Source organism: Pedobacter suwonensis, from assembly GCF_007833675.1.
Classification (GTDB): domain Bacteria; phylum Bacteroidota; class Bacteroidia; order Sphingobacteriales; family Sphingobacteriaceae; genus Pedobacter; species Pedobacter suwonensis.
In genome coordinates, this window is record NZ_CP031708.1 from 1,469,539 (window position 1) to 1,492,372 (window position 22,834).

Below are 22,834 nucleotides of genomic sequence, written 5' to 3' on the forward strand. Positions count from 1 at the left end.
TATGAGCTTAAACGAATTAATCAACATCAAGTACATTATTGCATCTTTGGTTTACTCTATATTGGGTATTGTTGTTCTTTTTATCGCCTTTTGGGTTATCGAGAAAATTACGCCCGAAAACCTCTGGAAAGAAATTCTGGAAAAACAAAATTTAGCCTTAGCCATTGTTTTTGCAGCCTTTATTATTGCTATCGCGATTATTATAAGTTCAGCCATTCACAGCTAGCATGAACAAAAAGTTACCAGCACTTTTATTGATTTCAGTTTTTGTTGTAGCAACTTGTGGCTTAATTTACGAGTTAATAGCAGGCACACTGGCCAGCTACCTGCTTGGAGATTCGGTAACACAGTTTTCTACCATAATTGGAGTTTACCTATTTTCGATGGGTATAGGATCCTGGGTTTCTAAATATTTTAACAAAAATATCCTTTCCTGGTTTATACAGATTGAAATTCTGGTTGGATTGGTCGGCGGTTTTAGTTCAACTGTTTTATTCCTGGTTTTCGAGAGCATTGCCTCCTTCAGGATTGTGCTGTATGGCTTTGTAAGCTTAACCGGTATTCTTGTAGGTTTAGAAATCCCTTTACTGATGCGCATCCTCAAAGATCGGTATGACTTTAAAGACCTGGTCTCTAAAGTTTTTACTTTTGATTATATTGGTGCATTACTGGCTTCTTTAATTTTCCCATTGCTGCTCATTCCACATCTGGGCTTAGTAAAAACTGCCTATTTGTTTGGAATGCTCAATGTTGCTGTAGCATTGATTGTCTGCCTGAGCTTTAAAAGAGAGATTAAGGCTGCAAAATACCTGCAAGGCGGTTCTTTTATCAGTATGATCGCTTTACTTGCAGGTTTTATCTATGCCGACAAAATAACGAGTTTCTCAGAAAGTCAAACCTATAGTGATACCATTATTTACTCGAAAAGTACACCTTACCAGCGCATTATCCTGACCAAAAAAAATAAGGTTATTAGGCTTTTCCTAAACGGAAACCTTCAGTTTAGCTCTGACGATGAATACCGCTATCATGAAGCTTTGGTACATCCCGGATTACAGGCATTACCTTTTGCAAAACAAGTTTTGGTAATGGGAGGTGGGGATGGACTGGCTGTTAGAGAGATTTTAAGATATCCAAATGTGGATTCTGTAACCCTCGTTGATTTAGATAAGGGAATGACACGCCTCTTTCAGTCGAACAAAATTTTGCTGGGACTCAATAAAAATGCACTTCTATCGCCAAAGGTTAAAGTGATTAATGCTGATGCATTTAGTTGGGTGAAAGCGCAACGCAAGAAGTTTGATTTTATCGTGATCGATTTTCCCGACCCATCTAATTATGCTGTTGGGAAACTCTACACCAATGCATTTTATAAACTGGTTAAAGGCATCCTTGCTCCAAAAGGCTTAATCGTAGTCCAGTCTACCTCGCCCTTCGTTGCACCAAAGTCTTTTTGGACGGTAAACAAAACTTTGGAAAGTGTGGGTTTGAAAACCATCCCTTATCATAATTATGTGCCTTCATTTGGCGAATGGGGCTATATTATGGCTACAGAGCCTGATAATTTATATAAAAAGCCGCTACAATACTTGCCAGACCTAAGATTTATTTCCAAAGAAAGCTTAGATTTAATGCTCTATTTTCCGAAAGATATGGGTAAGGTAGAAACTGAAGTAAATAAGCTTAATAACCAGATTCTGGTTAAGTATTTTGAAGATGAGTGGGCAAATGTTTTATAAGGATGAGTTCTCGGCCTATCTGAAGCGTCGCTCTTTTTTATTGAGGATCGGATTAATTACGGGCGGCATTTTTCTAAATAGCTGCTACAAAAAAATCAGGTCGGCTAAATATAACATCCAGGGTGCTTTGCAGGGCCCTGACGCCAACGCAGGTCATCTGTTACGTGATAAGCTTAAACTACCTTCGGCAAAGAATACAAGAAAAGTAAAAACGCTGATTGTTGGCAGCGGTATTTCAGGACTATCGGCCGGAAGATGGCTAAAAAAGAATGGCGAAACTGATTTCGAAATTCTGGAGCTCGAAAAACACATCGGCGGCAACTCCTATTTCGGAAGCAACAAAATAGCTTCATATCCCTTAGGTGCACATTATATCACCATAGCCAATAACGACGATGCTTTATTGATTGATTTTTTAAAGGAAATTGATGTGATCACGCATTTTGAGGGGCAGTTACCCTACTACAACGATTACTATTTAACTTTTGATCCTGAAGAAAGGTTATTAATAAACGGCGCATGGCAGGAAGGTTTAATTCCGGATTTTGGTGTACCCGTTGTCGATAAAAAGGAAATCAGGCGTTTTTTAGCAGAGGCAGATCAGCTAAAAAACACCAGGGGTAACGATGGTAAATTTCTATTCAATATACCTTTAAATTCTTCTTCTACTGATGAAAACTACAGAAAACTGGATAAAATAACTTTTGAGGCTTATCTGAAAGAAAAGGGGTACCGTTCCAAATATCTGCTGTGGTATTTAAATTATGCCTGTAAAGATGATTATGGTCAAAAAATCAGTCATGTATCGGCTTGGGCCGGCCTACATTATTTTGCATCACGCAGAGGCATGGCAGCAAATGCAGCGCAAAATGCGATTTTAACATGGCCAGAAGGCAATGGCTGGATCATGAAAAAGCTTGCTCAACAGCTCAAAGCGCATATAAAAACCTCAAACCTGTGTTACGAATTAAAACCGATAAGCAATGGCAATACTTTAGTAACGGTATGGAATACGAAAACGCAGCTTACCGAAAATATTGAGGTTGAAAAAATTATTTTATGTGCTCCACAGTTTGTAAACAACCGCTTGCTGGAAAATTTTAACCGCAATATTGATTACAAAGCTTTTAATTATTCTCCATGGCTCATTGCAAATATTACTACCAACGAATTACCGGAATCGAAAGGAGTAAGCCTTTGCTGGGATAATGTGGCCTACAATACCCCATCTGTTGGCTACGTAAATGCTGCGCAACAACATTTAAATCTTTCAGAAGATAAAAAGGTAATTACCTATTATCTCCCACTCTGCGATTTTGAACCTGCAATTGCCCGTTTAGCCGCATATTCCAGAAATTACGAACAGTGGCTTGATATCGTTATTCCAGAACTGGAAGTGATACATCCGGGAATTACCAAAGCCATTGAGACTATCGATTTTTGGGTATGGGGGCATGGTATGATCACTCCTGCTAAAGATTTTATCTGGAGTAAAAATCTGGAAAAAGCAAAGTTGCCCATCGATAATAAAATTTTCTTTGCCCATAGCGATTTAAGTGGAGTTTCAATTTTTGAAGAAGCTTTTCATCAAGGCATCAACGCCGCAAAACAAGTAATAAATGCCACATCATAATCAAAATCAGCCATGGTTAAATTCGCGGGTTAGCGATACTGTTTTCATCCTGTCACCTTCGTTTGTTTCTTTGCTGCTGGTGTTCCTTTTTCCATCACAATTTCAAAATACCGAAGGAATTCCTATAACCTATTGGGTATTTTTAATTGTTTTTATTGATGTTGCCCATGTCTACAGCACTTTGTACCGCACCTATTTTAACCCTGTTAATTTTAAAAAACAATATGCTTTACTCACTGCCATACCCCTATCCTGTTATATCGTAGGCGTAATAATTTACCGCTTTGATGGCCTATGGTTTTGGAGAATTCTGGCCTATCTGGCCGTTTATCATTTCATCAGGCAACAATACGGATTTATGCGTTTATATTCCCGCAATGAAAAGGTTTCCCCTGTTGAGCGACTCGTCGATAAAGTAGCCATTTATACCGCAACCTTGTACCCACTACTATTCTGGCATCTTAGCACGGCAAGAAATTTCAATTGGTTTATAGAAGGCGACTTTTTTTCATTTAAAAATGATGCATTGCTTAAAAGGTTCGGAGATTGTATATATGGCCATCATTGCAATCTACCTTGTTAAAGAGCTACTGACTACAATCAAGCGAAAATGGATGAATATCCCGCGAAATTTAATTGTAATCGGCACATTCCTGTCTTGGTATTTTGGTATTGTTTATTTTAATGGCGACATGGCCTTCACCACACTTAATGTAATTTCGCACGGTATTCCATACATGGCCTTGATCTGGTTTTTTGAAAAGATAAAAATAAACAAAACCACTATTAAATCTAAGATTATGACGCTCAGCTTTACGAAATGGGGAATATGTTACTTTCTGATCATTCTGATATCTTTGGCTTATTTAGAAGAAGGGTTGTGGGATGGACTAGTTTGGAGAGAACACCTGTCTGTATTTAAACCATTTTCTACTTTACCGCAAATTGGCAGTAGCGAACTGCTTTCCCTCATAGTTCCATTATTGGCATTACCACAGGCTACGCATTATGTGTTGGATGGTTTTATCTGGAAAGCGAAAAATAAATTCTGACAATCTGTTTTCCGGGTGCTTTCGTAAATCAAAACAAACCCTGTTGAGATGAAAACAATCTGCTCCATACTCTTTATTCTTTTCGCCCTTTTACCTATAGAAAAAAATGTCCCTATAGCCAAATTAGACTTAAAAAAATATGCAGGAACATGGTATTCATTATATTCTATCCCTACGATTTTTGATAAAGGCAGCAGGGAGACTACTACAAATTATACCTTAAATCAAAATGGCTATTATAACGTTGTAACCACTTACAAAAAGCCTGGGGATGAAAAGGTTTATTCCAGAACATCGAAGATGTTCCCATCAGAAAACGGTAGTAAAGGAGCATTACAGGTGCAATTTATCTGGCCGATCAAGGTAGACTATTGGATTATCGAGCTTGCAGATGATTATTCCTATGTGGTAGTAGGTCATCCCGATCATCGATTTTTATTCATCATGGGCCGTAATCCGGAAATGCCGAAGAAAACCCACGATGAAATTGTGGCCAGGTGCAAAGCTAAAGGATACGATGTAGCTAAATTAACATCGCAATTGCATTAAAAAACCTAAGCTGTTATTTTTTCTCCACGTTTAACACTGAAGAGCATCAATATAACACCTACTAAAAGTACAATCCATCCCCACTGGAAATGGACCACTTTGCCGATCAGTTTATTCGCAAAACCATATTTAGTATAATTATGAGCGGTAAAATAAACAGCAATAACGGCTAAAATATACCAGATAGCCATGATGAAACTCAAAAACCGGAATGCCCCAACTTTTCTGATAAAAAGGAATAACACCGAAATAGCGATGATGGCATATGTGATCAAAAATAAACGTGCATCAGATTGATATAAGTTCCAATTACCCTTGATTGGCACTTTCAACATTGGGCAGAAACCAGCAATAACGCATAACAAAATGCCTAACCAAGCCATGAATTTATTTAATACTAACATAGTTTTAAGATGATTAATTTAATTTTAATAATTGAAAGGTTTACGAAATAAGGCAATGATTGATTACTAGCTTGCATGGCAATTTTTCAATGACCAATGACCAATGACCAAAAAACCAATGACCAATGACCAAAAAACCAATAACCAGCCTACTGTCCTTCAATAATACCCATCTTATCAGCAAAGTGGGCGCAATAGTCGCGCAAGTCTTCTACAATCAGCGTTTCGCCTGTTGCCTTCAAAAAACTATCGCCCATGGTTTGCAGGGTTTCATAAAAAAAACGCTTCATCTCATCTACAGGCATGTCTTTTGTCCAAAGATCTATTTTTAACGTATTTTTATAATTATGATCCCAAACGGATAAAAACAAAGCCTTTGCAGGCACTTTATCAGCATTTCCTGAATCTGTACTTTCCCAAAGTATGTTCTCCGGATTGTTACCTTCATCTAACTCAACGGTTAATTTTATTTCTGCTTTTTTCATATTTTCAAAATGGGTTTCACCGATAAACGGAATTCACCAATTTACCGGTATTTTATTCGGGGCAAAGATGATGATTTTACCAAATACTTTGCTTTGATATTATACTAGTTTTTGTAATATTAACATCAATATTGCCGCAATAACTATGAATAACAGTTCTACCATCCAGATCCGTTTAATATCTTTTAAAGTAAAGCGAAAGATAAGATCTGTAACGAAAGTAACCAAAACCAGGCACCCCAGAATAAGCAAATAAAAGCCACTGAAGTTAATCTCCCCTGGTGCCGTACTTTTTTCAGAAAAAAAACCAGTAACCATTAAACCTAAGCCAATTGCACCAACAATGTTTAATGGCGTAACGCGAAGTTTAATCATTACTTTTTCTTATCAAAACGTTTACCCTTTTTAAAACTTTTAACTGCCTTACCCGCCTTTGCCTTAGCCTTATCCCTGGCCTTCTGTTCTATGGCTTTTGCGTTTTTCTTTTCATGGAAAGCCCCCTTAAAGTCAGGATCTTCCTTGCGTTTCTGCAGATCAATCTCTTTTGCGATCTGCTGGCGCTCTTCATAGGAGGTTTCCTCTATAAAAACCCCCTGCGGGATGGCTGCAACCGGTATGGACTGGCGGATGAGCTTTTCAATTTTACGTACGTAGTATTTTTCGCCTTCGGTAGCAAAAGTTATGGCGTCGCCCTTGGCAAAAGCCCTGCCGGTACGGCCAATACGGTGTACATAATCCTCAATGATAATGGGTACATCAAAATTGATCACATGACTTACATCACTTACATCAATCCCCCTACTGGCTACATCTGTGGCGACCAGAAACCTTACATTTCCTTCTTTAAAGCTATTGATGGAATTGATTCTGGTATTTTGACCTTTATTGGCGTGGATTACACGAACATGATCAGCACCATATTTACGTTCAATAAAACTAAAAATATTATCGGCAACTGTTTTGGTTTTACAGAAAATGATTAAACGTGTAAATGCCTCATCATTCTTCAGTAAATGTTGCAATAAATTCAATTTCGTTTTAAAATTCGGAACATCATACAGGGTTTGGCTTACATTAGCTGCAGGAGTTGCCTGTTGTGCCGTTTCGACAACAGTTGGATTTTTCAGGAAATCGCCGGCAATTTTTTGAACCAAATCGCTCATGGTTGCCGAAAACAGTAAATTTTGGCGCTTTCGCGGTACAACTTCCAAAATGCGATGTATAGAGCCAATAAAACCCATGTCCATCATTTTATCGGCCTCATCCAGCACCAGAAATTTTAAGCTTTGCGTATTGATATCGCCGGCCAGGTATAACTCAAGGAAACGGCCAGGCGTAGCGATCAGAATATCTACACCTTTTGCCAATTGTTCTTTTTGTGTTTTAGGGCCTATACCACCAAAAATTACTAATGAACGCAGATCGGTATAAGTAGAAAACAGTTTTACCTGTTCTTCAATCTGCATAGCCAGTTCGCGGGTTGGCGATAGGATTAAAGCACGTATATTTTCACCCTGCGCATATTTAAGCTGCATTAAAATCGGCAACACGAACGCAGCAGTTTTTCCGGTTCCGGTTTCGGCAATACCAAAAATATCCTGACCGGACAATATAGGTGCAATTGCTTTTTCCTGTATCGGCGTTGCAACGAGGTAACCCGCATCGGCCACAGCATTTAAAATCTGCCTGTTTAACTTAAATTCTTCGAACGGTTTCGCCATAGCGTACAAAGATAGTGATTAAGGTTGAGGGTTTGAAGGTGTAAGGCAGAAGGTTTAAATCAAACCTGACTGAAAGCGCAGATCTAAAAGATAAGGAGGTTAGTTTATTAACCGTGTTGACATATAAACCTGTCCTAATTTCTCAAATCTCCTATTTAACTTCTCAAATCTATTTTTACCTTTGAAACCATGAATACTTACCTGATAAAGGCTGCCACCATTGTAAATGAAGGACAAAAAATTGTAGCCGATGTTTTAATTAAAGATGGATTGATCGATAAAATCGGACAGAATCTTGCTGCGCCCGGTGCACAGGAAATTAATGCCGAAGGTCAGTATCTTTTGCCAGGTATGATTGATGACCAGGTGCATTTCCGCGAGCCTGGACTTACGCACAAAGCCGATATTTTTACCGAAAGCATGGCTGCCGTTGCCGGAGGGATTACTTCTTTTATGGAAATGCCCAACACCGTACCCAATACCTTAACGCAGGAATTGCTTGCAGATAAATATAACATTGCCGCGCAAACTTCTCTGGCCAATTATTCTTTTTACATGGGCGCCAGTAACGATAATATTGAGGAGGTTTTAAAAACCGATCCGAAAAATGTTTGCGGAATTAAGGTTTTCATGGGTTCATCTACCGGGAATATGCTGGTTGATAATGAAAAAACATTAGAAAACATCTTTAGCAAAGCACCGATATTGGTGGCAACACACTGTGAGGATGAGGCAACTATCCGTCATAACTTAGCGGAGTATAAAGCCAAGTACGGTGATGACTTAACCATTGACATGCACCCGTTGATCCGTAGTGCAGAAGCCTGCTATAAATCGTCTTCGCTGGCCGTAGAGCTGGCTAAACGCTACCAAACACGTTTACACATCCTTCATATTTCGACCGCTAAAGAAATTGCGTTATTCGACAATACCATTCCATTAAAAGATAAAAAAATTACCGCCGAAGCCTGCGTTCACCACCTTTGGTTTAATGATAAAGATTATGCTTCAAAAGGAAATTTCATCAAATGGAATCCTGCAGTAAAAACCGAAGATGATCAGAAAGGAGTTTTAGCTGGTGTTTTGAATGATCACATCGATGTTATTGCTACTGATCATGCTCCGCACACTTTGGCTGAGAAGCAACAGGCTTATGCGCAGGCCCCTTCGGGTGGCCCGTTGGTACAACATGCTTTACCGGCTTTATTGGAAATGCATTTACAGGGTAAGATCTCTTTAGAAAAAATTGTCGAAAAAACGGCGCACAGCCTGGCCATTTGCTTTGATATCGAAAAGCGGGGCTTTATCCGTGAAGGTTACTGGGCTGATTTGGTGCTGGTTGACCTGAATGATCCCTGGAAAGTAACCAAACTGAATAATTTCTACAAATGCGGCTGGAGCCCTTTTGATGGCGATACTTTTAAAGCCAGTATTACGCACACTTTTGTATCTGGTAACCTCGCTTATGTTAAAGGCAAATTCACTACCGACCAGATTGGCAAGCGTTTAACATTTACCAGATAGATTTGTTATATTTGTTTAGATTAACAAATTTGCAATGACGGATGCACAGTTATTTTCTGAAATTTCAGCCCTTCCTGCTAACATGAAGCAGGAGGTGATAAACTTTGTTGCGAGCTTAAAAAGCAAGAATAAAAAAAATAATTCGATAGCTATTGCTGAGGAACCTACTGTAAAATATGGCATAAAATTTTCAGATTTACTTCTAAATGGACCTGTTTTTTCTGATACGCAAATTCAAAAGATCGAAGAAACAAGAAAATCATTAAATGAATGGCGAACCAAGTAATAATGGTTGATACATCTATTTTAATTGACTATTTCAGAAAAAAGGATAAATCAAAAACAAGATTATATGTTTTGTCTCAGCAATCAATAATCTTATGCATTTCTACCATAACTGAATTCGAAATTTACACAGGTGCAAAAGGTGAGCAAATAAATTTCTGGAAAGCCATGCTATCAAACTTTATTGTATTCCCATTCAATAGTGAAACCGCTTTGATGGCTGTAGAAATACAAAACAAACTCAAAAGACATCGCAAAAGTATTGATAAAGCAGACCTGTTTATTGCAGCTACCGCTATTGCCCATGATGTACATTTCGATACGCTTAACCATAAGCACTTTGAACATATTGAAGACTTAAAGATGACTAAGAGTGGTACCACTAACTAAAGAAGTCTTAATTTACTTCTGCCATAAGACCGTTTCAGAAAGTTATGACTAAATCTATAATTATTAAATCAACGGTACTTCTGGGTTTAGCTGTCCTGATGTACGCTTTCGGCTTCTTCCCTTCCCTTGTCCAAAAATATTTCTCAACAGGTTTTTATCCTTACATCTCTTCAGCTTTAAGGTTTATATCAGGTATTTTCCCTTTTGCTATCGGCGACCTAATTTATATTTTACTTATTGGCTTTATACTGTATAAAATTATTAGATTTTACAAAAGGCGTCAATCCTTAAAAAAACGCGATATAATTATTATTTCCTTACAGATTTCAAACTTTTGTTTAATACTTTATATCGTTTTCAAAATAGTTTGGGGTTTAAACTATAGCCGGCCAAGCATAAGCGAAGAATTGGGAATTGGCAACGAAAAGTATAATGCTAAAGAACTGGTCGTTCTGGGCAATTATTTCGTTGATAAAACCAACAGCTTAAAATTGATGCAAGTTAAATTGCCTGCTTACACAATTAATGAGCTCGAATCTAAATCTGCAGCAGCGTATTCAATTATGACGAAAAGAAACAAGGTATTCAGGTATAATAATCCTTGTTTAAAGGCCGTTTTAAATTCTTGGATAATCAGTAAAATTGGCATAGAGGGTTATTATGCCCCCCTTTCAGGTGAAGCCAATATGAACATGAACTTGCCTGATTTTGTTAAACCTTACGTTTCCTGCCATGAAATTGCTCACCAGCTTGGTATTGCTTACGAAGATGAAGCCAATCTTTTAGGCTACCTAACGGCAAGCAATAGCCCTGATTTGAATTACCAGTATTCAGCCAATTATGAAATGCTCAGGTATATTCTTTTCGAAATCAGAATGAAATCGGCAGATGACTACAAAATATTACATGATAGGCTCTTGCCGCAGGTTTTAGCCGATTTTAAGACAGAAAAAGAATTCTGGCGCAAATACAACGGTGATATGTTCGGTTATATGGACGCCGCTTTCGATCGTTTCTTAAAATTGAATAACCAGCAGAAAGGCATTGATAGCTATCAGGACATTGTAATTTGGTTATGGAATATTTATAAGTCAGAAAGTCTGAGGTCCGAAAGTCGGAAGATTGAGCGGTAAAAGGCATTCCATTTTTATTTATAAAATTCAGTTAGCGGTTATAAATAACAGTTGTCTGTTTAATATAGCCCACTCTAAAACTGAAAATGAGTAGTTAACATTAAGCATAGCCAATTGAAAATTGTTTAACTACCAACTGAAAACTGATCTAGCCGTGTATCGCCTCCCTTGTACCAAAACTCTGAATCAGTTCGCCTTCAAAATCAAGCCACTCTTTCCAGCGTTTATCCACATCTACATCGGTACTATATTTACGGGCAAAGTTTAAGAATGTGGTGTAATGGCCTGCTTCCGAAACCATCAATTCATGGTAAAACTTGGCCAGTTCTTTATCCTGAATGTTTAAAGAAAGTACGCGGAAACGTTCGCAACTTCGGGCTTCAATCATGGCCGCAAAGAAAAGCCTGTCGATAAAAGCCTGGTTACGGCTGCCGTCTTTTTTACTGAATTTCACCAGTCTGCCTACATAATCATCTTTACGTTCGCGGCTTAACGTATAGCCACGTTCTTTAATGATATTGATCACCATTTGAAAGTGCTGCATTTCTTCAATGGCAATAGCCGTTAACTCATCAACCAGTTCCTGATGCTCTGAATTTTGTGTAATTAATGTAATGGCATTACTCGCGGCTTTTTGTTCGCACCAGGCATGGTCAGATAAAATCTCTTCTAAATTCGATTCCGCAATATTTGCCCAACGCGGGTCTGTCAATAATTTTAATCCTAACATCCGATGCTTTGTAATTGAGCTGCAAAATTAGAAATAATCGGCACGGTTTTAAAATTGTGAGCTAAAAACCATTTATTTTGCAGAAAATTAAATCATGACCACAAAGAAATTATTAATTATTGGAATGGTTTGGCCCGAACCCGGATCGTCGGCAGCAGGCACAAGAATGGTCCAATTGGTTGATTTATTTCTGGCTAATGGCTATCAGGTCACTTTTGCTTCGGCAGCATCAAAAAGCGAATTCAGTTATGATTTTAGCCATACAACAGTTACTGAACAGGAAATTAAGTTAAACGACGAAAGCTTCAATACTATTTTAAAAGCGCTTAACCCTGATATTGTGCTGTTCGATCGTTTTATGATTGAAGAACAATACGGCTGGCGCGTACAGCAGGAATGCCCGGGTGCCTTGCACATTTTAGATACCGAAGACCTTCATTTTTTACGGCAGGCCCGACAACAAAGCACCAAAAAGCAGGAAATAATAAACCTGTTTTCAGATATTGCCAAACGCGAAATTGCAGCCATCCTCCGCTGTGATCTGTCTTTGATTATTTCGGAAGCGGAGATAAAGCTGCTCCAGGAAAAGTTTAAAATTGATCCGGGCTTACTGTATTATCTGCCTTTTTTGGAGCAGCAAATTACTGCAGACATGACCCGAAAATGGATTCCATTTGCAGACAGGGCCGATTTTGTTTTCATTGGAAATTTTCTACATGAGCCCAACTGGCACACCGTGCAAACCTTAAAAACCAAAGTATGGCCTTTGCTTCGGAAAAAACTGCCCGAAGCCAGCTTGAACATTTACGGAGCCTATCCTACACAAAAGGTATGGCAGCTCGAAAATAAAGCAGAACGTTTTTTCATTAGAGGTAGAGCCGCAAACGCAAAGGAAACTATTGCAAAACACAAAATTTTGCTTGCACCGATCCAGTTTGGTGCTGGGGTTAAAGGCAAATTTATTGATGCCATGTTAACCGGTACGCCATCCGTTACCACAACTATTGGCGCCGAAGCAATGAAAGGCAATCTACCATGGAATGGCATTATTGAAGATGATTTAACTGCTTTTGCCGGGCAGGCTGCTCAACTGTACCAGCGCCAATCCGAATGGCAGTCTGCACAGCAACATGGCATCCAAATTATCAACCAACGTTATGCCTCCACTGCTTTTACGGATGCTTTTCTGTTGAAAATAACCGAACTTTTATTGTCCTTAACGAAACACCGCCAAAACAACTTCATTGGCCAGATTTTAAACCACCATACCCTTCAAAGTACAAAGTACATGAGCCTTTGGATTGAAGAGAAAAATAAATAAGTTGGAAGTCTGGAAGTCGGAGGTCCAATGATATAGCAACTGAAAATATTGACATTTTAAATCCTTTTATGTTCTTAAATGGTAAACACAGCTAGGCCCGGAAGTTAAAGGTCAGAGGTCCATAGATATAACGGTACAAAACCTCAATTCACAACTGAAAACTCCGAACTCCCAACCAATAACACGCCTAGCCTTCCGACTTCGTCTCCAAACTCCTGACTAAAAAACTATTGACTTTTAAAAAACATTCAGGTTCTGAAACCTAGGAACAATATTGTAAATTTGCGGCTATGGCAAAAATATCGATTAACCTTGCTACAGGTTCGTTTCAAAAGGAAGAAATTATCGTCGGAATAGATTTAGGTACCACCAACAGTTTGGTTGCGTTTATTAACCCTGATAAAAATCCTCAGGTGATTAACGATTCGGGCAAGGGCGTATTGGTGCCATCAGTAGTTTATTTCAATAATCAGAACGAAGCCGTTGTAGGTAACGAGGCAAAGGAATTTTTAACCACTGACCCTTCTAACACCATATTTTCTGTTAAAAGACTACTAGGACGTTCGTATAAAGATGTAGCCGATCACGCCGCTACTTTTTCTTACAAAATTATTGATGATGATACCGATGCATTGGTAAAAATTCAGGCCGGAAACCGTTTCTATACCCCGATTGAATTATCTGCCGAAATATTAAAAGAGCTAAAAGCCAGGGCCGAACATGCGCTAAAAACACCAGTGAACAGGGCTGTAATCACTGTTCCGGCTTATTTTAACGATAGCCAGCGCCAGGCCACCCGCGATGCCGGAAAACTGGCAGGTTTAGATGTGATGCGCATTGTTAACGAACCCACTGCGGCCAGCTTGGCTTATGGGATTGGTTTAGACCCTACACAGCAGAAAACTATTGCCGTTTACGATTTAGGAGGAGGTACTTTTGATGTTTCCATCCTGCAGATTCAAAACGGTATTTTTGAAGTGTTGGCTACCAACGGAAATACCTATTTGGGCGGCGATGATTTTGACCGGGCCATTTTAGATTACTGGCTCGCCCAGAATAAACTTGATGTAACGGCGCTGGCTCAGAATAACATTTTGATGCAAACACTAAGGCTACAGGCCGAGGCAGCAAAAAAAGCATTATCGAACCAAAATTTATATAATGAACAGGTAGGCGAAATCTGGTGTACACTTGATAAGCAAACTTTTGAGCAATTGATTGCTGCGAAAGTAGAGGAAACGATTACAGCCTGTAAAAATGCATTAAAAGATGCAGATTTGTCTGCTACCGATATAGATGAAGTAATTTTAGTAGGAGGTTCTACCCGTACACCCTATGTAAAACAGGCAGTCGAAAATTTCTTCGGCAAAAAACCTCAGGATGACATTAACCCCGATGAAGTAGTAGCCTTGGGTGCGGCCATCCAGGCTGATGTATTGGCCGGAAACCGCTCAGATATCTTACTGCTTGATGTAACCCCGCTTTCTTTAGGTATCGAAACCATGGGTGGGTTAATGGATGTCATTATTGCACGCAATAGCAAAGTGCCAACCAAAGCTGGCAGGCAGTATACCACTTCAGTTGATGGCCAGGTAAACATGAAAATTTCCGTTTACCAGGGCGAACGCGATCTGGTTAAAGAAAACCGTAAACTTGCTGAGTTCGATTTAAAGGGAATTCCGGCTATGCCCGCAGGTTTACCTAAAGTAAATATCAATTTCCTTCTTAACGCAGATGGAATTTTAACCGTACAGGCAATTGAATTACGTTCTGGTGTAAAACAAGAGATTGAAATAACGCCAAGCTACGGCTTAAGTGACGACACCGTTGAGAAAATGCTTTTAGACAGCATTGAGCACGCACAAAGCGATGTACAGCAAAGGATGTTGATTGAAGCCAGAAGTGAGGGTGAGCAATTGCAGTATACAGCTGAGCGCTTCATCGAAAAACATGCGGAGCATTTAACCGAAGCAGAAATAGCTGAAACGAAAACACATATCGAAGCGCTTAAAACGGCTTTGACCACTCAGGATAAGGATACAATCCTTAAAAAAGCAGATGAACTGAATGAATTTACCCGTCCTTTTGCCGAGCGTGTAATGGATGCTGCTATTTCCACCGCGATGAAAGGCAAGAAGATAGAGTAGTTTTCAGCTCGCGGTTGGCAGTTTTCAGTTTTTAATTAGCAGTTGGCAATTTCGATACGTCATTCTGAACTCGTTTCAGAATCTTTTTGGGTATAAGTTGATATTGATCTTATGTTCCTTAATGGCTTAAACCTGCGAAGATTCTCACACGATGGAATCCTGGATTTTTTGAAAACAAGCAAAGTAATTGATGAAGTTTATAGTGGATTGAGTTCTTTGAAGTTGCAATAAATATTGTTGGATATGGTTAAATCGATCAAAGTTAAAGATAATGGAAACATATTTATGATGATTTATATCTTCAGCATTTTTCCATTGTTCTTTGTTGCACCAATATTTATGTTTGATCTGAGTTATGTTCAATCAGCTATAATTTCAATGTCCATATTAACTATATTCTTTATTTTCTACTTTAAAAACCTAATCGCCAGGCAGGATGAATACGCCATTATTGCGGATGAGAATGAAATCACCTTACTAAACCAGGGAACCTTTAAATGGAGTGAAGTTAAGCTTATAAAAGCATTTGAAGAGTCGTTTGGACGCAGAAGCTATTCTTACCTCAATATCGTTTTGGAAAATGGAAAAAAATTTAAGATAGAATCCACAAATTTTGATTATCCCAATCAAGAGCTCGAAACCATTTTAAATGCTTTGGGCAAATTGACCGTTTAATATTCAATTCAACTTTTTTCTTACCATACATCAAAAAGCGACAAACACAAACACCTTACTTTTGTTAAAATTATTTAACAATATGGAATTAGGTATCGGAATGTTTGGCGATTTGCAGATCAATGCCAAAGGAGAAATTCAACCCGCACAGCAAAGGCTTCAGGAAATTATAGCAGAAATAAAACTAATGGACGAAGTTGGTTTGGATTTCTACGGCATTGGCGAACATCATCGCCCTGATTATGCAGTATCCAGTCCAGAAATTATACTCGCCGCTGCAGCTACGGTAACCAAAAATATCAAATTAAGCAGTGCCGTTTCCGTTTTGAGTTCATCTGATCCGGTTAAATTATACCAAAACTTTGCAACCATCGATTTAATTTCAAACGGAAGAGCCGAATTAATGGCTGGTCGTGGAAGTTTTATTGAATCTTTTCCGCTATTCGGCTATAACCTGCAAGATTATGATGAACTTTATGAAGAAAAGCTCGAATTGCTTCTTAAAATAAACAAGGAACCTAAAATCAGCTGGAAAGGTAAATTCAGGCCAGAATTGAATAACCAGGAAGTTTTACCAAGAGCGGTAAATAACAATTTAAAGATTTGGGTAGCCGTTGGTGGAACGCCAGAATCAGTAGAACGTGCCGGCAGATTGGGACTACCCGTAATGTTTGCCATTATCGGAGGCCAGCCCATACAGTTTAAACCACTTTTTGATTATTACAAAAAAGTTTATCAGGCCTATGGGCATGATATGAACAAGTTTGAAGTGGGCGTGCATATGCATTCGCTATTTGGCGAAAACAGTAATGAAATTGCAGATTATTATTACCCGCTTTATTCAGCACAGATGAACCGCATTGGCCGGTCGCGTGGTTGGGCACCTTACCAACGCAAACAGTTTGATGGCGGCCGAGGCAGTAGCGGAGCGCTAATTATTGGCGATGCAAATGAATCGGTAGATAAAATTCTCGCCATGGAAGAAACCTTTGGTTTAACCCGTTTCTCTGCACATATGGATGTTGGCGGACCATCTCATAACGCAATGATGAAGTCAATAGAAATTTTTGGGACAAAAATTGCCCCGGAAGTGAGAAAAGCGCTGAACAGATAAAGCTGATGATTAGCAGTAGAATATCCTCACTAAACTTAGCAGATTAAAAATGAAAGATACTGCTGAAATTAGTTTTAAAAAAAGCAATATCATCATTAGTATTCTTTTATGTGTGCTAGGTTTAGGGGCTTCTATATTTTTACTTTTTCACACTTATTTGCCAGCTAAAATAATATGCCTTGCAGGCATAATTCTGCTTTTAGTTATTCTTTCTGAACGAATTTTACAGTTAAAAAAGTCGATAAAGGGAGAGGTAGCTTTAAAGCTGAGTAAGGAGGGATTAATAAATTTTACACTTGTACAAACTGTAAGCATTCCATGGAACGAAATTGAAGATTTTCATACAGGCTTTTACAGAACCAATTCAATTTTAGTAAATGTAAGTAACCCTGCTCAATACAAAACCACAGCAATTAAAGATTATGTTTCCTTAATCTCATACCTCAATGATATGTTCAGTTCAAAACCATATTTATTATGGATAGATGCGGATGTGCTAGACATTAAAAAGGCCGAGCTAATGTCAATTTTGCAGCAGTGGAAACTGCATTCTGCTTAAAAATCAAAGCACTTAAACTTACTTTACGTGATTAAAGTCGAATCTGAAGAGCTGGTTTGTGAAGCGATTAGAAGCCATTTTAAAAACAAATACCCCCCCAGCCCCTCCTTGATAAGGAGGGGAGCTGACTCACCCAGTAAATTACATACAGAAAATGCATACCAAAAATTAAACAGTACATACATCTGATCAAGAAAATAACTAATTCATCATACAGAAACATAGCCAGTGTCTCCCAACTACAAACCTTAACATTCCCAACCAATTTGGCCAAAGCAATTCCTACTCACCTTCTATTTTAGGAGGTGTAAGGGGTGGTAAACTGAATAAAATAAATTTCGAACAGTTAAAAAATTAATACAGCCACCTGGAAAATAATGTTAACCGAGAGAAGAACTACTTCATCTAATAAAAATATAGCCAGCGCCTACTGATTACAAACTTAAGCACTCTAAACTTACTTTGACCACCCCCGGCCCCTCCTTATCAAGGAGGGGAGCTGACTCACCCAGTAAATTACATACAGAAAATGCATACCAAAAATTAAACAGTACATACATCTGATCAAGAAAATAACTAATTCATCATACAGAAACATAGCCAGTGTCTCCCAACTACAAACCTTAACATTCCCAACCAATTTGGCCAAAGCAGTTCCTACTCCCCTCCTATTTTAGGAGGGGTAAGGGGTGGTAAACTGAATAAAATAAATTTCGAAACAGTTAAAAAATTAATACAGCCACCTGGCAAATAATGTTAACCGAGAGAAGAACTACTTCATCATACAGAAACATAGCCAGTCCCTCCAACTACAAACCTTAACACTCCCAACCAATTTGGCCAAAGCAGTTCCTAATCCCCTCCTATTTTAGGAGGGGTAAGGGGTGGTAAACTGAATAAAATTAATTTAAAAATATTTATATTGAACTATGGTAATCCATAATCTCAAGTATCTAAAAGAAAAAAGAAGGGAATTGAGAAATAACCTCACCCCAGCTGAGGCGACCATGTGGAGGTACCTCCAAAACTCAAAACTTGACGGCAGAAAATTCAGGAGACAACATAGTGTTGGAAATTATATTTTAGATTTTTACTGCCCCTCTGAAAAATTAGCTATTGAAGTTGATGGAAGCAGTCATGATGATTATTCAGCGGAAATATATGACAAGGAAAGAACTGATTTTTTAGAGAGCAAAGGAATTAGGATGATCCGGTTTGACAATATTGACGTTTTTGAATCTGAAGAGCTGGTTTGTGAAGAGATTAGAAAGCATTTCAAAAACAAATAACCACCCCCAACCCCTCCTTGATAAGGAGGGGAGCTAATTTATCCAGTAGATACAACTAGTAGCCCCCAATTACAAATCTTAACACATTTTTCCCGATTTTATTTATTAACTTAAATTGATAATTTTAAACATAATTGATCATTAAATACAGATCTAAAAGTAACCCTCCCAAATGAAAATCAAAAATAAGTTAATCGTATCCCTAACTATTCTGGTGTTTGGTTTTGCTTCATGTAAAAGCAAAACCAAACAGATTGAAATAATGCAACAAGCCAATTTTGATCAGGCTGTAATTAATGACTTAACTGCATACAAAAAACTAAACAATCTTGTGGTTGAACACATGGATACAATCATTAATTTTAGGAAAGCTCAAGTTGATCACCCCGAAGAGATTGAAGAGTTTGCCTTTTTACATGATGATGAGAAGGAAAACCATTTTATCCAAAAAGAGATTAACTTCAATAATGTCCCTGAATTTATTTTACCTAAACTCGATAGTGCTTTTTATGCTATAAAAAGAGGTAAAATTACCGGTTTTAGCATAAACAGAAACGGAATGATTGAGATGTCTGTGGGACATAGTTTTGATGAGAAAAACAATTCTGATATTTACGAAAGCCTTGTTTGGAATGCTCCGGAAAATTTGCCACTAAAATCAACAGCGAAAGATACCTTGATAGATGATGAATGGAGGTATATTATTCATGTAATGCGACGTGGAAATCCTTAAATATTCGTATTCAATCTCGGAAAGCCATTTCTTTTTCAAGAATCTTAATGTTTAAAAGCCTATTTCAAATAATATAGCTGATATCTATTTTGATAACATAAAAAACAAATTAAATTCTTTTTTTTATATTTGAGTATGAAAAGATTAACGATTTTAGCCGCGTTAATCATCCCTATATTTCTTTGTACCTCCTGGGGCTTCTTTGCACACCAAAGGATAAACAACCTTGCTGTCTTTACTTTACCGGCAGAAATGATCGGTTTCTATAAAAAGAATATTAAATACATTACCGAACATGCCGTTGATGCCGACAAACGCAGATATGCGGATACCCTGGAAGCGCCACGGCATTACCTTGATGTGGAGAACTATGAACAAAACATTGATAGCATTCCGGAAAAGTGGGATGATGCCCTGGCTAAATACGGACTGAAAAAGCTGAATACTGATGGTATCGTTCCATGGCAGATACAGCGAAGCTATTATGGTTTAGTTAAAGCCTTCAAAACGCGTGACTCGATAAAAATCCTAAAATATTCTGCAGATCTGGGGCATTACATTGCCGATGCACATGTACCCTTACACACTACCGCCAACCATAACGGGCAACTCACCAACCAGGTAGGCATCCATGCCTTTTGGGAAAGCCGTTTGCCCGAATTATTTTCAACTCAATACAATTTTGTGGTAGGCCGGGCTCATTATATCGAAAACCCATTGCAGGAAATCTGGAAAGTACTTAAACATACCCATGGTTTGGTTGATACGGTACTTAGCTTTGAAGCAACTTTAAATGCATCATTTCCCGCTAGCGAAAAGTATAGCTTTTCAGAACGAAACCATACCGTACTTAAACAATACTCCAGAGAATATGCAAAAGCCTATCACAATAAGATGAACAATATGGTCGAAAAACAAATGCGTGCTTCCATATTAACCACAGGTTCGTTTTGGTACTCTGCCTGGGTAGATGCCGGACAGCCAGTACTTAAAAACCTGATCAAAACCGAACTATTGCCTGATGAACAAAGCGCAGAAAAAGAGATTGAGAAGCAATATCAAAAAGGAATACTGATCGGAAGAGAACTTTAGTTAAGCGTTCGGCTCCTCTCCTTCAATCATTTTTTCCACCTTTTTAGGCTGTAAGCGACTTCTGATAGCAGCCCAAATGGCAGGAACAAATGTAACTACCGCAATAAAGATGATAACCAATTCGAAGTTATTTTTAATTGCCGGAATCTGTCCCAACAGATAACCACCGATTAACAGGGCAAAAATCCAGGCAACCCCACCAATAATATTGTAATAGGTAAAGCGGCCGAAAGGCATTTTAGCTATACCGGCAACAAAAGGAGCAATTGTCCTGAAAATTGGTAAAAAACGGCTCAGCATAATGGCTTTACCGCCATGTTTTTCGAAAAATTCGTGAGATTGATGGTAATATTTGAGTTTTAAAATTTTGTTTTTTTCTTTAAATACTCCCGCCCCCAAAACGCTTCCTAATTTATAATTAACGGTATTTCCTAGAATCGCAGCTACAATTAATATCAGGAGCATAATCCAGATATTTAAACCTGTTTCATGTTCGCCCGCAATTAAAGCACCCATGGCAAAAAGCAAAGAATCACCAGGAAGGAATGGAGTTACCACAAAACCGGTTTCGGCAAAAATGATCAGGAATAAAATAAGATAAGTCCAGGTACGATATTCGTTAACAATCTGTGCCAAATGAACATCAATGTGGAGAATAAAATCTAAAAGCTGCTGTAGTAATTCCAATTTATTTGATTTTGGGCAAAAGTAAGCATAGTAAAAGAATAATATGCTTTAAATTTTAATAAATAATTAGTTTGCCGAAATGATGCGATTTTTAAGTTCTCCCTTTTTATCACCATCAAATAAAATCAGATAAACCCTTCCCCTATTAATCGTAAGCGAATCTAGACGGGTTACCGAAGGCGGTGGATTTGTTGCGGTGGGGTTAGCTAACTTAAACGCATACTTCATTACCTTATTAACCTTTACCTTAAAAGTTTTGGTTTCACCATAGCCAAGTAACGATTCAATTGGTTTAGCTGTATTTGTACTATCTGTAATTACTACTTTAGAACCTAGTGTATAACCCAGATTTAAAAATGTCAGCTTAGCGGAATCCAGGTCGGGCTTTACATCATCCTGATAAACTTTCAACTTTGCAGGCTTATCAATTGCTTCTTTCAGATAAAAAACCGAATAATTTTGACCGATTTTAAATTTTTGTTCTGTCAGAGATGCCGCATCTACGCCAGTTCCAATATTTTTGCTTGTGATATTAATAATAGAATCGCCAGGTATAACTACATAACTTGTATTGCTATTATAAGCTACAGAAGCGCCGATCTGCCTGCCGTTTAAATAAAAATTTTGAGTGGTATCGGTAGAAGCTGCCTGAAAAAAGCGGATTTTAGCATCACCTTTAATGAAATTATTGTTTTTGATGCAGGAGCTAATTAAAAAGACGCACACCACAAGAAAGAATATTCTGGAAAACAATACTGTATTTTTCATATAAATTACCAATGCTACTAAAACGTAAAGATAGCAGAAAGCGCAAAAACTGCGAAATTAATTATCGGTAATGATATGTGCCGTCAAAGTTGCAGCGGCAGCACCACTAAACCAAATGGTATAAATTTTCCCTGCCTCCAGGCTTTTGGCATCAATGGTTTTGATACTGCCTGAACCAACCACTGAATACCTCAGGTTTACTTCAGGATCAACCGTAAAATAATTCGATGCTTCTTTAAAAGCCAGGCCATTAACAAATTGTGTGCCGCCCTGTACCGTCACATTTATCCCTGTGGCAAAAGCAGGGGTAAGATTTATTAATTTAATCTTTGCTTTGGTTGATTCTGTATTGCTCAGGTTATCTTCATAATTGACAATTTCCAGTTCACCTTTTTTATTGGTAACCAAAAAAGCAGTATAGGTAATAGATGGCGTAAAGTTTAGCGAAGTATCTGTAGCCGTACTATTCGTTCCCGTGTAAGAAACACTTCTATTACCTGAAGGAATTTTCACATAATCACTGGTTTCACCAAAAGCCAGAGCCGAAGTGGTGAGTTTTTCATTATCGAGATAGAAATCCTGATGAACATCGGCAGTCGAAGCATTAACCATTTTTAACTTGGCTTGCCCCTTTGCTACTTCAGCCGGATTATCCTTTTTGCATGATGATAGACTTATGCTGCAAACAGCAATGAGCAAAATCAATACTGTAGAGCGTTGGTTATAGATTTTCATTGGTTTTGGTTGGTTGATATAAAACAAAAATGGCTCGGTCAAAAACCAAGCCATTTCCTTATTAAAACT

The 22,834-nt window shown here is 38.2% G+C and carries 26 protein-coding genes; 18 read left to right on the forward strand and 8 right to left on the reverse strand.

Annotated features, from left to right (window positions below; all coding sequences use genetic code 11):
* The first annotated feature begins 1 nt into the window (after nucleotide 1).
* Genes DV942_RS05920 through DV942_RS05940 form a run of 6 tightly spaced genes read left to right on the forward strand, consistent with a single transcriptional unit; the run spans nucleotide 2 to nucleotide 4,973 of the window.
* Nucleotides 2-226, forward strand: coding sequence for a DUF350 domain-containing protein (locus tag DV942_RS05920; protein WP_145856052.1), 225 nt, complete (start codon nucleotides 2-4; stop codon nucleotides 224-226).
* 1 nt (nucleotide 227) lies between these two features.
* Nucleotides 228-1,739, forward strand: a complete 1,512-nt coding sequence (locus DV942_RS05925) for a polyamine aminopropyltransferase (protein ID WP_145856054.1) — start codon at nucleotides 228-230, stop codon at nucleotides 1,737-1,739.
* Nucleotides 1,717-3,372: an NAD(P)-binding protein gene (locus tag DV942_RS05930; protein ID WP_145856056.1), complete on the forward strand. Its 1,656-nt coding sequence runs from the start codon at nucleotides 1,717-1,719 to the stop codon at nucleotides 3,370-3,372. Before DV942_RS05925 ends, DV942_RS05930 begins: the two co-directional genes overlap by 23 nt.
* Nucleotides 3,359-3,955 (forward strand): hypothetical protein, encoded by a 597-nt coding sequence (locus tag DV942_RS23645; protein WP_222431165.1) that lies wholly within the window; start codon nucleotides 3,359-3,361, stop codon nucleotides 3,953-3,955. Before DV942_RS05930 ends, DV942_RS23645 begins: the two co-directional genes overlap by 14 nt.
* A gap of 31 nt (nucleotides 3,956-3,986) precedes the next feature.
* Entirely contained in the window at nucleotides 3,987-4,424 is a 438-nt protein-coding gene (locus tag DV942_RS23650; RefSeq protein ID WP_222431166.1) for a hypothetical protein, read from the forward strand.
* Nucleotides 4,425-4,472: 48 nt separating this feature from the next.
* Nucleotides 4,473-4,973, forward strand: a complete 501-nt coding sequence (locus DV942_RS05940) for a lipocalin family protein (protein ID WP_145856058.1) — start codon at nucleotides 4,473-4,475, stop codon at nucleotides 4,971-4,973.
* Nucleotides 4,974-4,978: 5 nt separating this feature from the next.
* On the opposite strand, the gene DV942_RS05945 is transcribed toward DV942_RS05940, so the two are convergent.
* From DV942_RS05945 to DV942_RS05960, 4 genes are all read right to left on the reverse strand, one after another.
* Nucleotides 4,979-5,377 (reverse strand): hypothetical protein, encoded by a 399-nt coding sequence (locus DV942_RS05945; RefSeq protein WP_090987905.1) that lies wholly within the window; start codon nucleotides 5,375-5,377, stop codon nucleotides 4,979-4,981.
* A 149-nt stretch (nucleotides 5,378-5,526) separates the two neighbouring features.
* Nucleotides 5,527-5,862, reverse strand: a complete 336-nt coding sequence (gldC, locus tag DV942_RS05950; protein WP_090987907.1) for a gliding motility protein GldC — start codon at nucleotides 5,860-5,862, stop codon at nucleotides 5,527-5,529.
* Between the two features lie 99 nt (nucleotides 5,863-5,961).
* Nucleotides 5,962-6,237, reverse strand: a complete 276-nt coding sequence (locus DV942_RS05955) for a hypothetical protein (RefSeq protein ID WP_145856060.1) — start codon at nucleotides 6,235-6,237, stop codon at nucleotides 5,962-5,964.
* Entirely contained in the window at nucleotides 6,237-7,583 is a 1,347-nt protein-coding gene (locus DV942_RS05960) for a DEAD/DEAH box helicase (protein WP_145856062.1), read from the reverse strand. Before DV942_RS05960 ends, DV942_RS05955 begins: the two co-directional genes overlap by 1 nt.
* Nucleotides 7,584-7,772: 189 nt before the next feature.
* Between DV942_RS05960 and DV942_RS05965 the strand changes: the two genes are divergently transcribed.
* From DV942_RS05965 to DV942_RS05980, 4 genes are read left to right on the forward strand one after another with little or no spacing between them, the layout of a single operon-like run.
* The gene (locus tag DV942_RS05965; protein WP_145856065.1) at nucleotides 7,773-9,107 is read left to right on the forward strand and encodes a dihydroorotase; all 1,335 of its coding nucleotides are present in this window, start codon (nucleotides 7,773-7,775) and stop codon (nucleotides 9,105-9,107) included.
* A gap of 34 nt (nucleotides 9,108-9,141) precedes the next feature.
* Nucleotides 9,142-9,393 (forward strand): hypothetical protein, encoded by a 252-nt coding sequence (locus DV942_RS05970; RefSeq protein ID WP_145856067.1) that lies wholly within the window; start codon nucleotides 9,142-9,144, stop codon nucleotides 9,391-9,393.
* Nucleotides 9,378-9,782, forward strand: coding sequence for a type II toxin-antitoxin system VapC family toxin (locus tag DV942_RS05975; protein ID WP_145856069.1), 405 nt, complete (start codon nucleotides 9,378-9,380; stop codon nucleotides 9,780-9,782). Before DV942_RS05970 ends, DV942_RS05975 begins: the two co-directional genes overlap by 16 nt.
* A gap of 44 nt (nucleotides 9,783-9,826) precedes the next feature.
* Nucleotides 9,827-10,915, forward strand: coding sequence for a DUF3810 domain-containing protein (locus DV942_RS05980; RefSeq protein WP_145856071.1), 1,089 nt, complete (start codon nucleotides 9,827-9,829; stop codon nucleotides 10,913-10,915).
* 148 nt (nucleotides 10,916-11,063) lie between these two features.
* On the opposite strand, the gene miaE is transcribed toward DV942_RS05980, so the two are convergent.
* The gene (gene miaE, locus DV942_RS05985) at nucleotides 11,064-11,645 is read right to left on the reverse strand and encodes a tRNA-(ms[2]io[6]A)-hydroxylase (RefSeq protein WP_145856072.1); all 582 of its coding nucleotides are present in this window, start codon (nucleotides 11,643-11,645) and stop codon (nucleotides 11,064-11,066) included.
* Nucleotides 11,646-11,739: 94 nt separating this feature from the next.
* Here miaE and DV942_RS05990 point away from each other — a divergent pair, with 94 nt between their 5' ends.
* The 8 genes from DV942_RS05990 to DV942_RS06025 all read left to right on the forward strand — a co-directional run bounded on the left by DV942_RS05990 (nucleotide 11,740) and on the right by DV942_RS06025 (nucleotide 20,575).
* Nucleotides 11,740-12,966, forward strand: a complete 1,227-nt coding sequence (locus DV942_RS05990; protein ID WP_145856074.1) for a glycosyltransferase — start codon at nucleotides 11,740-11,742, stop codon at nucleotides 12,964-12,966.
* A gap of 290 nt (nucleotides 12,967-13,256) precedes the next feature.
* Nucleotides 13,257-15,113 (forward strand): Fe-S protein assembly chaperone HscA, encoded by a 1,857-nt coding sequence (hscA, locus tag DV942_RS05995; RefSeq protein ID WP_145856076.1) that lies wholly within the window; start codon nucleotides 13,257-13,259, stop codon nucleotides 15,111-15,113.
* Between the two features lie 243 nt (nucleotides 15,114-15,356).
* Nucleotides 15,357-15,788: a hypothetical protein gene (locus tag DV942_RS06000; RefSeq protein WP_145856078.1), complete on the forward strand. Its 432-nt coding sequence runs from the start codon at nucleotides 15,357-15,359 to the stop codon at nucleotides 15,786-15,788.
* Between the two features lie 82 nt (nucleotides 15,789-15,870).
* Nucleotides 15,871-16,902: an Atu2307/SP_0267 family LLM class monooxygenase gene (locus DV942_RS06005; protein WP_145856080.1), complete on the forward strand. Its 1,032-nt coding sequence runs from the start codon at nucleotides 15,871-15,873 to the stop codon at nucleotides 16,900-16,902.
* Nucleotides 16,903-16,951: 49 nt separating this feature from the next.
* Complete coding sequence (locus DV942_RS06010; protein ID WP_145856082.1) at nucleotides 16,952-17,461, forward strand: STM3941 family protein; 510 nt, start codon at nucleotides 16,952-16,954, stop codon at nucleotides 17,459-17,461.
* Between the two features lie 929 nt (nucleotides 17,462-18,390).
* On the forward strand, nucleotides 18,391-18,750 hold the full coding sequence (locus tag DV942_RS06015) for an endonuclease domain-containing protein (RefSeq protein ID WP_145856084.1): 360 nt from the start codon (nucleotides 18,391-18,393) through the stop codon (nucleotides 18,748-18,750).
* 172 nt (nucleotides 18,751-18,922) lie between these two features.
* Entirely contained in the window at nucleotides 18,923-19,483 is a 561-nt protein-coding gene (locus tag DV942_RS06020) for a hypothetical protein (protein WP_145856086.1), read from the forward strand.
* Between the two features lie 135 nt (nucleotides 19,484-19,618).
* Complete coding sequence (locus DV942_RS06025) at nucleotides 19,619-20,575, forward strand: zinc dependent phospholipase C family protein (RefSeq protein ID WP_145856087.1); 957 nt, start codon at nucleotides 19,619-19,621, stop codon at nucleotides 20,573-20,575.
* On the opposite strand, the gene DV942_RS06030 is transcribed toward DV942_RS06025, so the two are convergent.
* The 3 genes from DV942_RS06030 to DV942_RS06040 form a co-directional block, all read right to left on the reverse strand.
* Nucleotides 20,576-21,262 carry a DedA family protein gene (locus tag DV942_RS06030; protein WP_090988086.1) on the reverse strand — a complete coding sequence of 229 codons (687 nt, stop codon included), beginning with the start codon at nucleotides 21,260-21,262 and terminating at the stop codon, nucleotides 20,576-20,578. It abuts the gene before it with no gap.
* A 66-nt stretch (nucleotides 21,263-21,328) separates the two neighbouring features.
* A complete protein-coding gene (locus tag DV942_RS06035; protein WP_145856089.1) occupies nucleotides 21,329-22,030 on the reverse strand; it encodes a DUF4397 domain-containing protein in 702 nt (233 codons plus the stop codon).
* Nucleotides 22,031-22,087: 57 nt separating this feature from the next.
* The gene (locus DV942_RS06040) at nucleotides 22,088-22,765 is read right to left on the reverse strand and encodes a DUF4397 domain-containing protein (RefSeq protein ID WP_186462434.1); all 678 of its coding nucleotides are present in this window, start codon (nucleotides 22,763-22,765) and stop codon (nucleotides 22,088-22,090) included.
* Nucleotides 22,766-22,834 lie beyond the last annotated feature (69 nt).